The organism is Pseudomonas sp. GG8 (assembly GCF_052976945.1).
The window spans coordinates 604,964-617,971 of sequence record NZ_JBRIIP010000001.1 but is presented as its reverse complement, the minus strand read 5'-3'; the positions used below and the strand labels follow the sequence as shown (position 1 = coordinate 617,971).

The following is a 13,008-nucleotide window of genomic DNA, read 5'->3' as shown; positions in this document are numbered from 1 at the left end:
CTATCCGGATACTCATGGCGAAACCCTCGCTTGATACTCGTCCGCAGCCTTGAGCTGCCGATTGATGCGGTCGTTAAGATCCTTGCGAACCAGTCGGGATTGATGGGCTTTCACCGCTTCCTTCTGGCGAGCCTTGACCTTCAATCCTTGGCTGATTGCCTTGAGCCGTTCGCGAACTTCTGGCGATGGAGTGGCAACCTTCCCAGTGATCAATCCGGCGATAGCTAGGCCGTCCTGAGTGACCGGAACCACGTTGAGATCGGACAGATACAAAATTCCAGCCTCTTGGGTGATCCGTTTCATCTGCACAGCCGCGCTGATCGCTTCGATACGGCGATTGGCGTCAAAACCGATGGAGACGTGCCAGTTGACAGGAATCGACTCGTCACGAGCCTTGGAGACGAGTCTTTCGTAAGCTCCGATGAAGGCCATCCGAGCCCCAACTTTGTCGCCAATATTCAGGACTGACCGAGCGGCACCCAGGGCGACTTGGATTTCATCAGTCATCACAACGGTGTCGGTTTCGTCGCTGGAGGTCAGCGCGATAGCCCACGCCTCATCCTTGCCCGGACGGCCATCGACTGCCTGGATGCGAGACAGGATCGCAGCGAGAGTGAGCTTGCCGCTCAACTCCTTTCGGCATGAGCGCAGCGCGGACTGGATATCGTTCGGGTCGAAAGTAGACAGATCCTCAGCCATCAGCTTTGCGGCATTGGCACTGATGGTCTGGCCCAGGGTTTCAGCCGTAGCGCAGATCGCCCCGGCCAGTTCCGCTGTTTCGTCAAAGGAAAGCATTGCGCTTACCCCCTTCACGAATCATGTCCTTGGCTTGTTGGGCCGCGTTCATGTTGGCCTGAGTGCTTTCCAGTTGGCGGGCGGTGGTTCCGTTCATCTGCCGGCCGGTTGCCCACTGGGTGCGATATGCCTCTGCCTTGACAAGCAGCGAGCCCAGATCGTGACAAGCGCGGATCAGGTAGGCGTCATTTATCGAGACATAGAAGGCAGCTACAGCTGGGGCCTCGTCTCGACCAAGGCGCTTCAGCAGGTTGTTGACCTGGCCGTTGACGGTGGCATTACGAACAGGCTCGGTGTTGTAGCGCTGGAAGTAAGCGGCAGCGTATGCAGACCAGATGTTGCGGCATGCCTCTTGGCGCTCTAGCTCTACCGGATCAGCCTTGGCTTTCACTAGAGGCTTGGCAGGTTTTACCAATGCCGGTGCCGGAAGGCATCCGGAAGTCTTTTCAGGTTTACTTCCTGTGTTTACTTCCTGTTTAGAAGATTCCTGTTTTATAGCTCCCTGTGACCCTACCCCCTCAGGTCTCTCTGACCCAAGGTCGGGTCCGTGTGACCCTACCTCAGCTCCCTGTGACCCTACCCCCCCATCATTTTCAGGGGGGTTAGGTCTGTGTGACCCTACCCGGTCAAGATGCAGGAGATACTGGTTTGGCTGCTTTTCACCGTTCTTAACTCGGCCTTCTACGGACATATATCCGTCGTCTACCAGTGACTTGATTGCGCGCTTTACGCTCGCTGGACTCATCCCGCAGTCATCAGCGATGCGCCGGTGCGACGGATCGCATCGGCCGGTATCGTGATTCGTTCGGTTTGCCAGCATCAGCAGAACGAATTTCTGCATGGTAGGCAGCTTCTGACCGACTGCCCATGCCATTGCTTGAAAGCTCATTGCAGCGTCTCCCGATCAGGGTTATCTGCATCGTCCATCATCACGAATTCAACGATTGCCCGATTGCGAGCGGTTATCTCTTCTTGATGGCTAGATGGCTTCCCGCAAGGGGTTGTAGGGGTATCGGTTCCGCTCAGCAGTTCGCGCCTTACGGATTCCCAGTGCGTATCTGAGGCGATCTTTACATCGGCTCCAGTGGCGCGGCGGAACAAGACCTTGAGAACCCAATAGGCAGAAATAAGCCCGACATGCGTGTCGTCCTCCTCTCGAATCTTTACGCCCTCATCTATAGCCTCAAGCGCATCACTCACGACCTCCCACGCCCTGAGCAGCAATGGCGCATCCGCGTATTTCTCGAAAAAAGCTTCGTTGATTACCTCTGGATGAGCTTCAGTTGCGGCTGGAGACTTAATGACTTTGCTCACTGGGGCGCCTCCTCTGCGAACTTGGCGTAGAAGAACTGCTGATCCCACGTCTTCTTCATAGTCAGGCGCAGGTCGAGATAGAGGTTGTGGAGCTTGGTAGCGCCGCTCTCCAGCATTTGCAGGTCATAACGAATGAATGGCTTGTCAAAACCTTCGCCATCGATCTTGCGCGGTCGCTCGGTCAGCAGAAGTTGGCTGCGGGCCTTGGAGGTGGTGCGGTATTTAGGGCTGCGATCAGGCTCGCTCTCGGCGTTGTAGATCCAGCCAAGCTCAAGAAGGGTCGCGTTGATCTTCTGTGCGTTCACACCATTCAGGCGCTTCACAAACTGGCTCGGCGTCTCACCGGCCATAAATAGATGCTCAAGGCTCTCTATCTTCTTGGCCTGCTGGATGTTCGCGATCTGAAGGACTGCGGTCTGCTCGATCTGGTCAGCGTACAGGCGAAGGGTTTCGGCGTAGGAAGGAAGTGCGACGGGCTGCGCAATCTTCGACTCAAGCTCGGTCATATAGTCGAACACGGCCGCCTGCAGCTCATAGCTGTAAGACATCGCCATCAAGCAAGCTTCGCGTTTCGGGAAGCGATAGCAGTCCTGAGTGCGGTTTTGGGCATCCTTATAGATATCCCGAAACTTCGGGGCATCTTTTTTCAGGACCTTTGGCACCTTGACCATAAAGTGGTCGTGGCGCAAAACCGAGCCATCCCCAATTTCCTGCCGGGTACCGTTGAGAAAATCCACAAGCTCAAGACTGGTCATGGAAATAGTCCGCGACACGTTTTGCGTTTGAAGAAAACGTGTCGCGGATTTGGCGGGGGTATTGCTATTGGTCATGACTTGCATATAATCAGCCCCAGAATGTTGCAATAAGTGCTGCACAAAAAGCCGACCTCGAACGTCGGTTTTTTTGTGCCTGCTATTTGGTGTTTCGTGGTCTTGCCTTTCACTGTCAGTTCCTTTTGAGTCCCTCAGGGGCTATTCAGCCCTTGCGAAACGCCTTTACGTTGCTGCGTGACGGATAGGTGCTTGTCATCCGATCCAATGCTTTGTCGATAATCTCTGCTGCCAGCTCTTCCGGAGTAATGCCTCTCAGCCTGGATAGAAGCCCCAGGTTGTCCTCGCCTCTTCGGTCGAGCTGGACAACCAGCTCTTTTGTTTCGGGCACAGTCCCTCCTTAGCCACTTCAGGCCACATCAGTCTTCGCGTTAAGCTCTTCCATCATTTGGTTAAGGCCGCGCTCCAAAATATCGCGGGCTAACACTGCTTTTTGTGTTCTTCGGAACAGCGCAATTGCCGTCAGAAGGTTGTCTGCGTCCTCGGCCAGACGCACTTTCGTAGCCTTGTCGTGTAGGTGGTCGGGGTTGTCGTAGGCCATCTGTGTTGCTCCTTGCTTTGGTGAAATTGGTTTAAGCGGCTGAAAGAGATGATTGAGGTCGAGCACAAAGCTCCCGAGCGGTAACTTTCCCGCCGGTAAGCTCTTCCGCCCTGAACGCCTTTTGGGCGCTCATAAAGTGAATCCCGGCCATCCAGTACGAAACAGCGGCCTGGGAAACGCCGAGAGCTAAAGCTGTTTTGGTTTGCCCGCCAAAGTGTTCGACGAGCTTTTCGATGGGGGTCATGTGAGAGCCCTCCTGATAAGCCTGCTTATATCGTATGAAGAAGGAGGCTTATTTGCAAGCAGATAAGGGAACTTATAAATTTAACGCCATGAGCACACTCGCCGAACGCGTCAAATTAGCCCGCGCTCATGCGCGCCTAACCCAGAAGGCATTGGCTTCTAGGGTTGGCGTTGAGCAGCCTGTAATTTCTCAACTGGAGACAGGAAAGAACCTGCAAAGCGTTCATTTATCAAAAATTGCCCATGTCTGTGGAGTCAGCTCTATATGGCTTTCGGACAATGTCGGGGAAATGGTCGATGGAAATACGGCAGATGAAGATCCTGCAATTTCTCGCGAGGGATCGAACGTAAAGCCAACGTTTTTGCGTCAAAGGAAGTCAATTCCGTACCCGGTAATAAGCTGGGTTGCAGCAGGAAGCAGGGCGGAGTCGCCCGACAATTTCAATCCAGGGGATGCGGACGTGTGGCTTGTTTCAGATCAAAACGCAGGGGATTGCGGCTACTGGCTTGAAGTGAAGGGGAAGTCGATGACTTCAGATTCGAGCCCTAGCTTCCTGCCGGGCACATTCGTCCTTGTTCAGCCAGAAGGCTTTGATCTGATTAGCGGGAAGTACTACATCGCAAAACACATGGATGGCGAGACGACTTTCAAGCAGTACATCTATGACGCCGGAGCTGAGTACCTGGCCCCGCTCAATCCTGCCTATAAGACGATTGAGCTTGATGCTGATGAGTGGCAGGTGATTGGTCGGGTGGTAGATGTAAAAGTGACCGGGCTCTAGCCGATCTGGCGCGGCGGCGGTGTCGGGTAGGTGGGATGGGTGGAGGGGATTTGTAGGGTTGGCGGCGCCTGCCGGCTATTTTGAATTTAATCGACAAACGCAAAGCAAGGATCGCAAAGTATGAGTAAAATTGAGAGTTACCAACTCGACCTGGCCTTTCCAATGAACGCAGAAGACGTATTCCATTTTGATGACTCACGCCCTCATTTCGACGGGCTATGTCGTAAAAACGGCATTACGTACTGGTTTGCCCGTGACTTCATGCAGATGATCGGTTACCAAACCTTCGCCAACTTTCAAAAGGCTATGCAGAAAGCTATTTCGTCTTGCACCACCCTAGGTATCGACATCCTGGAAAATTTCCAGCAAGTCGACCGAGAGATAGACGGAAAGATTGAGCGGGATTACAAGCTATCTCGGTTTGCGTGCTATTTGACCGCGATGAACGGCGACGGCAAAAAGCCAGAAGTTGCTAGGGCGCAGGCCTACTTCGCCGCTATCGCCGAGACGTTCAAGCGTTATATTGACCAAGCTGAAGATGTTGAGCGAGTCCTAATTCGTGACGAGCTTTCGGTTCATGAGAAAACTCTAAGCGGCGTAGCGATGCGGGCTGGCGTTACGCAGTACCAGTACTTCCAAAACGCGGGCTACCGAGGCCTGTACAATATGAATATGTCCGACCTTAAAAATCGTAAAGGGTTGGTAGGAAAAGACTCAAGCAGATCCCTCCTTGATTTTATGGGCAAGCAAGAGCTAGCCGCCAATCTCTTCCGGGTTACCCAGACGGAAGCGAAGATGGAGAACGAAGGGATACGCGGACAGAAGAATGCTGAGCGAGCGGCAGAGGCTGTCGGCAGAAAGGTCAGGCAAACCATGATGGAGATCAGCGGTGATACTCCGGAGAGCCTTCCGCTGTCTCGCGATCTAAAGCAGGTTAAGGGCGATTTGAAGGCTTCCAGTAAAGAATTCAAGCGACTGGATAAATAAATTTGTAGTCGCGTGTAGCCCGGCCAACCACCGGGCTTTTTATTGCCTGCGATTCGCCCTCCCCGCCTGACCTGATAGATGAGCCCGCCGACTGAGCGGGCTTTTTTGCGCCTCCATGAAAATATATAAGCTTCCTTATTGACTCGACGAATAAGCAGGCTTATATTCACCCCATCGCAGCGACAAACCACCGAAGCAGCGATAGGGCCTCATTAAGGTCTTCGCTCTTTAACCCTGCTGCGTAACACAGAAATACCAACAGACCGCATTGCCTCTACCGGCGACCGGCGATCAGACGGGTCAGATAGCCCGCCCACGAAAGGGAACACCCTTTACGGCTGATCGATGGCGACAAGCCAGAACCGCGAGAACGACCCGGCAAGCAATACGCCCCGCGAATCCCAGCGGATGAAGGGAGATTCAGAGATTTCCGGCCCATCAATAGTGGGTCGGATGCTCTCCAGGTGGCCCTACTCAGGACCACGCGGAAAGCAGGAGAGGAAGATGAACGAAGATCAGATAGAGCGGTTTCGCCAAATCGTTCAGGAGATATCGACTGACGAGAAAGTCACTTTTGACGAGGCTTTTGCAATCGCGTCGAATTATTTGGCCTATTGGGTCAGCGAGATGCCAAAAGGTAGGAAGGCATCAGGCGGGTCAGGCGGAGCTATAAGCTAGACAGGGTATAGAAACGCAGACCATTGCTCATGATTGCTTTGAGCGAGACACACAAAAATAGCTGCATCCTTTAATGGGCTAAGCGGATTTGAAATTGCTGTGATTCTGTTTCTCAGTGGCTCCAGATCCAGATTACTACTCCCAAAGTAAGTACCTGTTGGCATTGCATGGGGCTTACCGTCATCGAACAAGACTGTTCTCTTTAATCCAAGCGCTTCCATCTTTTGATGAAGCTCGCTGTAGTCCTCGCCTCCAGCCTTAAAAAGCTCAACTCGAACCATGTAATTCGCCATTACTACATTCCTTGTTTCGACTGTGGAGGCCGAAGCATATGGGTTTCCATCGACTGTGGAAAGCGAGGAAACAGGGAGCCTGGCCCTGTAAAAACAGGCAAACCCAACACCGAACATTTCACCTCTGCACCTGGTGACGGGTGCAGCGGGAAGTAACGGAGGATACCGAGATGCCAAAGAAAGCTTACGAATGCGGATCCTGCAGCGAAGTGCACAGCACACATTACGCCGCAGAGGATTGCTGCAGGCCAGAGGTCGGCGACGTGTGGCTATGCGATATCTGCGATGCCGCGCACGACGAGAAAGACGATGCGGAGCAATGCTGCATTAACAGCGTCAAGTCGCTTGGAAATGAAGCTGTTCGGTGCCCAGCTTGCTTCCGTGATCAGCAGCTGGTTCGGCATGCAATCGAGATTGAGGTGGCCGGACACTGCTCCGAATGCAACCCACACTACTCAATCGACGACATATTCAAGATCGGCGACATGGTTGAAAGGCATGTCGAAGAGCAGCTTGAGCGACTGCATTAATCACCGCCGCCGCTCACCCGGCAGCCATTCACGAATAGAGGGGTAAGGGATATGAAGATCAAAGTGTATCCGCTTGAGATTGAAGCCGTGCACACCGATGACGAGCGCATCTATATGAGCAAGGGGCATCACAATCCACATGAGTTCATGAAGGCCCTGCGTGAGTACGGCACGAGCACTCAGGTCTGTACGCCAACCCATGAAATGGTGAAGCGAGTGCCAGCCGGAAGGAACAGCGACCACAGCTGCTTCTTTCACTTCGTTGATAAAGGGACTCGCGGCGCTTTCCCAGCAACCTACGCCAGAGAGTATGGCGAAGACGTTTATCAGCCTTCCGCCTAACCCACCCCATCAACACAACGGAGCAAGCCAATGAGTGAAGAGGATCGCAAGCTGCTTGAGATGGCAGCAAGGGCTGCTGGATACGATGTAAGCATAGCCAAGGGTGGCGGTGTCTGGATCAACGACGGCTCGAAGGTTTGGCCTCGTTGGAATGCGCTGAATGACGACGGTGATGCGCTTCGGCTGGCCGTGAAGCTGGATATCAGTCTTCGTTTGGATGGTGACGAATTTACCGGTATTGCGCATTGGCGCAGGGATGGAAGAGCGAACCGAGTAGTTGGCAATTACCAAGCAGGCAATGCCGCCGAGGCTCGCCGCCTCATCGTTCGGGCCGCTGCCGAGATTGCCAAAGCCACCGCATAACCGCCCTATGGGCAAGAGGGAGTAATAGATGAGCAGATGGATAGCCCTGATCGAGCGCGAAGACAAGATTGTCGTTCCGTGCATGACCCAGGAAGACGATGGCTGTATCGAGATATTCAACAGCAAGGAGTTGGCTGAAGAGTACCTGCACGATGTTCCGCTCTATAAGGCCTTTGGCGGGTACGTCATCAACATTGACGAGGCCGCTGAATAGATCGCCAGCATCACCTCTGTCCATTCAGCGAGTGGGCTTTGGGATGCGGATGAGTACAAGCCGTTAAGTCGGCCCCCTGCGTCAATCCATAGAGCCGATCTGTGAGGTAGTTGTTTCAGCAGCTACTAGACGATTTCTCGACCAGCCTTGCCGGGTATCGGTAGCAAGGAAAGGCGTCCCTGTCTCACTAGGGATTACTACCACCAGCTTGCAGTGAGCCAAAAGCAAGCCCGAACACCTCTTCGGAGGCTGTATCGGAGAGCTTCTGCGTAATGTCCTCTGCATGCCCGAGCAAATATAACCGGTGTGGCAGCCGGAAGCCGCAAACGGGCAGCAAGAGAAGGCGACAGAAGTTCTGCCGATGCAGGTGAGCGCATAGCGCATGCAACGTAGCAGTCCTCCATGCAACGGGTAATGCCGGCACAGCATGAGGCAGCAGGGCAGACCCGAGGATGAGCCCTGTCATCCGCATCACTCCCACACCACCGCAAGCGAATCCGGGACCACTACTCAACTGAACAGTGGTCAGTCCAGATGCATACCGGGCAGCTCTCGGCGCTTGCACCCCTTTCGAATCTATCCGTCCAACCCTCCCCTTGCGCCCAACGGCAGACAGCGAGCGGCCCAGGGCTGGACGAATGGATTTGGTAACTGAGGAATTGATGATGAAATTTGACACGCATAAGGACACAGGAAGGGAGGTTACTGAGGCGCTTGGAATTAGCAGAGCCACCCTCCACCGATGGGAAAAGATAGAAGGCTTTCCCGGACCACTAAAGATTGGGCCGCGACGAACTAGATATGACATCGGCAGCATCAAGGCCTTTCTTTCAAGCGCTGAAGTGAAAGCGTCTCTCTCGCAGCCTCCTGCTTGTCATGCCAGTAAGGACGCTAAAGAGCCTAGCTTTGCGCATGAGGGCTTGCAGGGACTAACCCTTCGCGATTACTTCGCGGCAAAAGCACTTGCAACCGCTTCCGCTTATAGCAGCGAAGATGTGGCCACGTGGGATGCAGAGGATTTTGCCAAGCATGCATATTCGCTCGCCGACGCCATGCTCGCCGCTCGGAACTCCTAACCGAATAACCGCCGATGGAGGCAGTCATGAACCATGCAATGCATACAGGCTGGGGTGACTGGTGGCGGTACTCGCCTCGATCTGGCAGCGACGATCTAGATGAGAGCGGCGATGCCGAGTGGGCTGCCGTGTGCAAACGAAATGCAGAACAGGCGCTGGCAGGCCGATCTGCCCGAATCAAATCAGTGATAGCGCAGATGGAAACGATCTGCCCGCCAATAGGAGCTCAACCATGAGCCGGCACGACACAGCAGTGGGCATGATCGACTCACGGATCGACAAGTTGATTGCGAGCGGCGATGACATCAGCCTGCACTCAGAAACGTCCATGGCGGTAGAGATGGCCTACGCCCTCGGCGCCATCGACTGCCTGGAGCATAAGCGTTACGGCCAGTGCCTGATGTTTATCCAGTCCCGCAACACGATGGCCCTATTGGAAAAGATGCGGAGGTACGGATGAGTCAGTCAATTGTGAAGTCGCTCATTGATGAGCAGATTGAAGAACTGCCCGAGCACATGGCCTTGCCGGCTGATCGGGTGCTGATGGTGTTCAAGGGGCTGACAACGGAAGACGCTCAGCATCAGGCTCGCATCGCTGGGATTGAGAACGCCATGGCGTGGAGCAATCGCTGGTTTCTGTGTGGGATGTGCACGCTGGCCTATCAGGTGCGGGCGTGAGCGGCTGGATCAGTATCGCCGATAGCTTGCACGCTACCCCTGCTGAGGCCGCCCAGCTGCATTGGCGGGTAGAAGGTGAGTTTCACCCGCTGCAATTCACCGGCGATCAGCGCAAAGAGTACGAAGACGAGGCTGCCCGGATTGAGCGGCAATGGGATAACCAACCGAACTGAGGTAGCGCATCATGTTCAAGAAAGCCGAACGCAAGCAGGCCAAACTACGGTTGGCACTTGCCGGGCCATCCGGGTCGGGAAAGACCTACTCCGCCTTGCTCCTCGCCATGGGCCTGGGAGGCAGGATTGCAGTAATCGATACGGAGCACGGCAGCGCATCGCTGTATGCCGACATCGCAGACTTCGACGTTATGGAGTTGCACGCCCCTTACACGCCAGAGCGCTACGTCGATGCCATTACATCAGCCGAGCAGGCCGGTTACGACACGCTGATCATCGATAGCTACTCGCATGAGTGGACTGGATCTGGTGGGTGCCTGGAGGCCAATGAGGCTGTTGCCCACCAGAAGTTCCGGGGCAATACCTGGGCAGCGTGGAATGAGACGACCCCCCGCCACCGCCGCCTAACGGACAAAATCCTGACCAGTTCACTGCACATCATCTGCACCATGCGGAGCAAGACCGAAACGGTCCAAGGTGAGGGTAAGAAGATCCTAAAGCTCGGCATGAAGTCAGAGCAGCGTGATGGGACCGATTACGAATTCACTGTCGTACTGGATCTTACCCATGACGGCCATACCGCTATAGCGAGTAAAGACCGGACAAAGCTATTCGATGCCCCTGAGCTAATTACCGATGAGACCGGGCTCAAGCTGCTTGCTTGGCTGAACTCAGGCATAAGCCCCGAGGATCGCGCCAAGGAACTGCTGATTGATGCTCTGGCAGATATCGCCACGGCCAAGGATATGCCCGCACTGCACGCGGCCTTCAATGCCGCCAAGGTTGTCGCCGTCGGGTTTGAAGACCTTGTGTCAAAGGTTGTGATAGCCAAAGACAAACGAAAACTTGAACTCACTCCGCTGGAGCAATCCGCATGACCGCATACATCTTCGATTCAGAAACAACCGGCCTTACCGACCCACAATTGGTCGAGGCGGCCTGGCTAAAGATTGGAGCGGTAGCTGGACTCCCAGTAACTGAGCAATTCCTCGGTCGCTACAAACCAGAAAAACGCATTGAGCTTGGCGCGCTGGTGACCAGCCATATCCTTGACGAAGAGCTATCCGACTGCCCGCCGCATGACTCGTTCTCCATGCCTGCCGATACCCAATACATCATCGGCCACAACGTCGACTACGACTGGCGCGTCATTCGCCAGCCTGACGTTAAGCGCATCTGCACCAAGGCGCTCAGCACGTTGCTCTGGCCGCTGGCCGACTCTCACAGTCAGTCAGCAATGATCTACCTGCACTTCCGTGATCAAGCGACAGAGCTTCTGCGTAATGCCCATGCCGCGCTGGATGATGTGCGCAACTGCCGCAAATTGCTGGGCGTGATCATTGATGCCTTGGCCGCTAAGCGTGGCTACGTCGTCGAAGACTGGGAGGATTTGTGGCTGCTGTCAGAAGAGGCTCGCATCCCCACAATTATTAGCTTTGGCAAGCATAAGGGTGCGGCGTTCGCCAACCTTCCTAATGATTACCGGTCGTGGCTGCTAAAGCAGGCCGATGTCGACCCATATGTTCGCACGGCGCTGATGCGCTAACGGAGTAACGCATGATTAGTAATCACCTGGGAATGGTTGCAGCCCTGCGACCAATATCAGAAGAAATCAATGCGCAGACCTTGCGATTTCTGGAGAGCGGAGGCGAAATCTTTATCGCTCCGCAGGTAGCCATCAAGCCAAAGGAGTTGGCAGCGGTGATTCCGGTGATCAACACTGAGCGTCCAGCAGAGAGTGACAGATTCTTGGCATTGCGAAAGGCAGCCAAGGAGAAAGAGGCGTTTGTCGACAAGGTTCGTGAGATGGCGAAGACCATGACGCAGAGGGATATCACTCAGGCCCTCGGCATTACTCGCAAGCGGTTGTTCTCTCTCGGAGAAAAGCACGGATTCACCTTCAAGTCCGGCCGAGAGCAGATGATCTCGGCGCAGAAAGAACGCACGGATCGTTCGCAGGATGCGGTGCGGATCGAACGCATTCTGGCATTCAAGGAAATCGGCCTAACTCGGGCTCAGGCAGCAAAGCAGATGGTTATCAGCAATACCCAGTTCCTGCGCCTGCTGGCCGACTACGAAATTGATTATCCGAAGGCCGTGAACGGATTCAAGAAGTGAGGCCGAAATACAAACTCACAGCAGCGCGGCGCAGAGTCGCGCATGCAGATCTGAGCAAGGAGATACCCCATGACTCCAATATGGCGACACCTTACCCATCCAGAAGGAATGACAGCAAAGCTGCTGGCCGATGCGACAGGGATGAGCGAAAAAGCTGTTCGCGCCGATCTTGCCGGGCTTGAGCTGGAAGGAAAGGCAGCTCGTGAGCGGGCGCCTATCGGCAAGGCGCATTTGTGGTGGCGAGCCGGGTGTAAGCCGCTGGTTGATCTTGATGCATTCTTGGCTCTGGCCCTGGCTGCGCATACCCATAAGTCAGCAGGAACACTTCGGGCAGCCATGCAGCGAATTGCAGCTAGAACATGGAATCCCGGAATCAAGCAAATCGTCATCTTATCGGCCAAGTCGAGCGCACCGCACAGCATCATCTGGGGCGCAGTCGACAGCTATGTGGGCAAGACGGAATCAGCCCGGATGGTGGCTTGAAATGGCAGTAGAAGGAAAGGCTCGCTCAGCCAAGACTGCACTCAAGCGCCAAGAGTGTGGTGAATTGGAATTGCGCCACACGGTCAGCGCTACGACCAAGAAGATGCTTGCCGACCTGATGAAGTGGGCTGGGATTAAGGAGCAAGGCGAGGCGCTCACCTGGATGATTCATCACGTTCAGGGTCTTGGCCGGGCTGGAGTTATTCGGCTTATTGGTTCGCGGCACAGCTTGGAATATGGCGAAAACGTGTCGCCAATCATGGGTAGCGAGATGATCCGCTTCTGGGCTAGATCAGGGACGTGCGAGGCGCTGTCAGCTCTGGTTGAGTGGACTGGTGCGCAGGACCAAAGCTCAGCTATGCGGCTGGTCATTCATGCGCTGCATGACGCTGGTAAGGCCCGCGCCCTACCCTTTCTGGCAATGCCGCCACGTACCCCGTACGTGATGCCTGAGCACATGGCTAGACGGCTTGATGCCGACTTCCGGCGTAAGACTCTTCGCATCTGTAACGAATAACACCCCCCCTATTTTTGTCGCATCCAGTTATGGAGGGCGGCATATGACTGG

Annotated in this window: 24 protein-coding genes; 16 read left to right on the top strand and 8 right to left on the bottom strand. The window is 54.6% G+C overall.

Annotated elements, in window-relative coordinates:
- Nucleotides 1-12: 12 nt before the first annotated feature.
- From ACVBEG_RS03040 to ACVBEG_RS03010, 7 genes are all read right to left on the bottom strand, one after another.
- Nucleotides 13-795 (bottom strand): hypothetical protein, encoded by a 783-nt coding sequence (locus tag ACVBEG_RS03040; RefSeq protein ID WP_447107357.1) that lies wholly within the window; start codon nucleotides 793-795, stop codon nucleotides 13-15.
- Nucleotides 782-1,684: a helix-turn-helix domain-containing protein gene (locus ACVBEG_RS03035; protein WP_447107356.1), complete on the bottom strand. Its 903-nt coding sequence runs from the start codon at nucleotides 1,682-1,684 to the stop codon at nucleotides 782-784. Before ACVBEG_RS03035 ends, ACVBEG_RS03040 begins: the two co-directional genes overlap by 14 nt.
- Nucleotides 1,681-2,109, bottom strand: coding sequence for a hypothetical protein (locus ACVBEG_RS03030; protein ID WP_447107355.1), 429 nt, complete (start codon nucleotides 2,107-2,109; stop codon nucleotides 1,681-1,683). Before ACVBEG_RS03030 ends, ACVBEG_RS03035 begins: the two co-directional genes overlap by 4 nt.
- On the bottom strand, nucleotides 2,106-2,948 hold the full coding sequence (locus ACVBEG_RS03025) for a Rha family transcriptional regulator (protein WP_447107354.1): 843 nt from the start codon (nucleotides 2,946-2,948) through the stop codon (nucleotides 2,106-2,108). Before ACVBEG_RS03025 ends, ACVBEG_RS03030 begins: the two co-directional genes overlap by 4 nt.
- A 136-nt stretch (nucleotides 2,949-3,084) precedes the next feature.
- Nucleotides 3,085-3,270: a hypothetical protein gene (locus ACVBEG_RS03020; RefSeq protein ID WP_447107353.1), complete on the bottom strand. Its 186-nt coding sequence runs from the start codon at nucleotides 3,268-3,270 to the stop codon at nucleotides 3,085-3,087.
- 18 nt (nucleotides 3,271-3,288) lie between these two features.
- Nucleotides 3,289-3,480 carry a hypothetical protein gene (locus ACVBEG_RS03015; protein WP_447107352.1) on the bottom strand — a complete coding sequence of 64 codons (192 nt, stop codon included), beginning with the start codon at nucleotides 3,478-3,480 and terminating at the stop codon, nucleotides 3,289-3,291.
- Between the two features lie 31 nt (nucleotides 3,481-3,511).
- Nucleotides 3,512-3,724, bottom strand: coding sequence for a transcriptional regulator (locus tag ACVBEG_RS03010; protein WP_330200443.1), 213 nt, complete (start codon nucleotides 3,722-3,724; stop codon nucleotides 3,512-3,514).
- A 52-nt stretch (nucleotides 3,725-3,776) separates the two neighbouring features.
- Between ACVBEG_RS03010 and ACVBEG_RS03005 the strand changes: the two genes are divergently transcribed.
- From ACVBEG_RS03005 to ACVBEG_RS02995, 3 genes are all read left to right on the top strand, one after another.
- Nucleotides 3,777-4,505 carry a helix-turn-helix domain-containing protein gene (locus tag ACVBEG_RS03005; RefSeq protein ID WP_447107351.1) on the top strand — a complete coding sequence of 243 codons (729 nt, stop codon included), beginning with the start codon at nucleotides 3,777-3,779 and terminating at the stop codon, nucleotides 4,503-4,505.
- Nucleotides 4,506-4,625: 120 nt separating this feature from the next.
- The gene (locus tag ACVBEG_RS03000; protein WP_447107350.1) at nucleotides 4,626-5,492 is read left to right on the top strand and encodes a BRO family protein; all 867 of its coding nucleotides are present in this window, start codon (nucleotides 4,626-4,628) and stop codon (nucleotides 5,490-5,492) included.
- A 504-nt stretch (nucleotides 5,493-5,996) separates the two neighbouring features.
- Entirely contained in the window at nucleotides 5,997-6,170 is a 174-nt protein-coding gene (locus ACVBEG_RS02995) for a hypothetical protein (protein ID WP_447107349.1), read from the top strand.
- Here the strand turns inward: ACVBEG_RS02995 and ACVBEG_RS02990 are convergent.
- Entirely contained in the window at nucleotides 6,167-6,463 is a 297-nt protein-coding gene (locus tag ACVBEG_RS02990; RefSeq protein WP_447107348.1) for a hypothetical protein, read from the bottom strand. The two genes, ACVBEG_RS02995 and ACVBEG_RS02990, sit on opposite strands and share 4 nt — an antisense overlap.
- Nucleotides 6,464-6,633: 170 nt before the next feature.
- Here ACVBEG_RS02990 and ACVBEG_RS02985 point away from each other — a divergent pair, with 170 nt between their 5' ends.
- From ACVBEG_RS02985 to ACVBEG_RS02925, 13 genes are all read left to right on the top strand, one after another.
- Nucleotides 6,634-6,993: a hypothetical protein gene (locus ACVBEG_RS02985; RefSeq protein ID WP_447107347.1), complete on the top strand. Its 360-nt coding sequence runs from the start codon at nucleotides 6,634-6,636 to the stop codon at nucleotides 6,991-6,993.
- A 51-nt stretch (nucleotides 6,994-7,044) separates the two neighbouring features.
- Complete coding sequence (locus ACVBEG_RS02980) at nucleotides 7,045-7,335, top strand: hypothetical protein (RefSeq protein ID WP_447107346.1); 291 nt, start codon at nucleotides 7,045-7,047, stop codon at nucleotides 7,333-7,335.
- 30 nt (nucleotides 7,336-7,365) lie between these two features.
- The gene (locus tag ACVBEG_RS02975; protein WP_447107345.1) at nucleotides 7,366-7,698 is read left to right on the top strand and encodes a hypothetical protein; all 333 of its coding nucleotides are present in this window, start codon (nucleotides 7,366-7,368) and stop codon (nucleotides 7,696-7,698) included.
- Nucleotides 7,699-7,726: 28 nt separating this feature from the next.
- The gene (locus ACVBEG_RS02970; protein ID WP_447107344.1) at nucleotides 7,727-7,912 is read left to right on the top strand and encodes a hypothetical protein; all 186 of its coding nucleotides are present in this window, start codon (nucleotides 7,727-7,729) and stop codon (nucleotides 7,910-7,912) included.
- Nucleotides 7,913-8,550: 638 nt separating this feature from the next.
- Nucleotides 8,551-8,988 carry a helix-turn-helix transcriptional regulator gene (locus tag ACVBEG_RS02965; RefSeq protein WP_447107343.1) on the top strand — a complete coding sequence of 146 codons (438 nt, stop codon included), beginning with the start codon at nucleotides 8,551-8,553 and terminating at the stop codon, nucleotides 8,986-8,988.
- A gap of 232 nt (nucleotides 8,989-9,220) precedes the next feature.
- Nucleotides 9,221-9,448 (top strand): hypothetical protein, encoded by a 228-nt coding sequence (locus tag ACVBEG_RS02960; RefSeq protein WP_447107342.1) that lies wholly within the window; start codon nucleotides 9,221-9,223, stop codon nucleotides 9,446-9,448.
- Nucleotides 9,445-9,666 carry a hypothetical protein gene (locus tag ACVBEG_RS02955; RefSeq protein WP_447107341.1) on the top strand — a complete coding sequence of 74 codons (222 nt, stop codon included), beginning with the start codon at nucleotides 9,445-9,447 and terminating at the stop codon, nucleotides 9,664-9,666. Before ACVBEG_RS02960 ends, ACVBEG_RS02955 begins: the two co-directional genes overlap by 4 nt.
- Entirely contained in the window at nucleotides 9,663-9,839 is a 177-nt protein-coding gene (locus ACVBEG_RS02950; protein ID WP_447107340.1) for a hypothetical protein, read from the top strand. Before ACVBEG_RS02955 ends, ACVBEG_RS02950 begins: the two co-directional genes overlap by 4 nt.
- Before the next feature lie 11 nt (nucleotides 9,840-9,850).
- Nucleotides 9,851-10,717, top strand: coding sequence for an ATP-binding protein (locus ACVBEG_RS02945; protein ID WP_447107339.1), 867 nt, complete (start codon nucleotides 9,851-9,853; stop codon nucleotides 10,715-10,717).
- A complete protein-coding gene (locus ACVBEG_RS02940) occupies nucleotides 10,714-11,385 on the top strand; it encodes a 3'-5' exonuclease (RefSeq protein WP_447107338.1) in 672 nt (223 codons plus the stop codon). Before ACVBEG_RS02945 ends, ACVBEG_RS02940 begins: the two co-directional genes overlap by 4 nt.
- A gap of 11 nt (nucleotides 11,386-11,396) precedes the next feature.
- Nucleotides 11,397-11,957, top strand: coding sequence for a hypothetical protein (locus tag ACVBEG_RS02935; protein WP_447107337.1), 561 nt, complete (start codon nucleotides 11,397-11,399; stop codon nucleotides 11,955-11,957).
- Nucleotides 11,958-12,026: 69 nt separating this feature from the next.
- Complete coding sequence (locus ACVBEG_RS02930; protein WP_447107336.1) at nucleotides 12,027-12,440, top strand: DUF7740 domain-containing protein; 414 nt, start codon at nucleotides 12,027-12,029, stop codon at nucleotides 12,438-12,440.
- 1 nt (nucleotide 12,441) lies between these two features.
- Nucleotides 12,442-12,957: a hypothetical protein gene (locus tag ACVBEG_RS02925; RefSeq protein ID WP_447107335.1), complete on the top strand. Its 516-nt coding sequence runs from the start codon at nucleotides 12,442-12,444 to the stop codon at nucleotides 12,955-12,957.
- Nucleotides 12,958-13,008 lie beyond the last annotated feature (51 nt).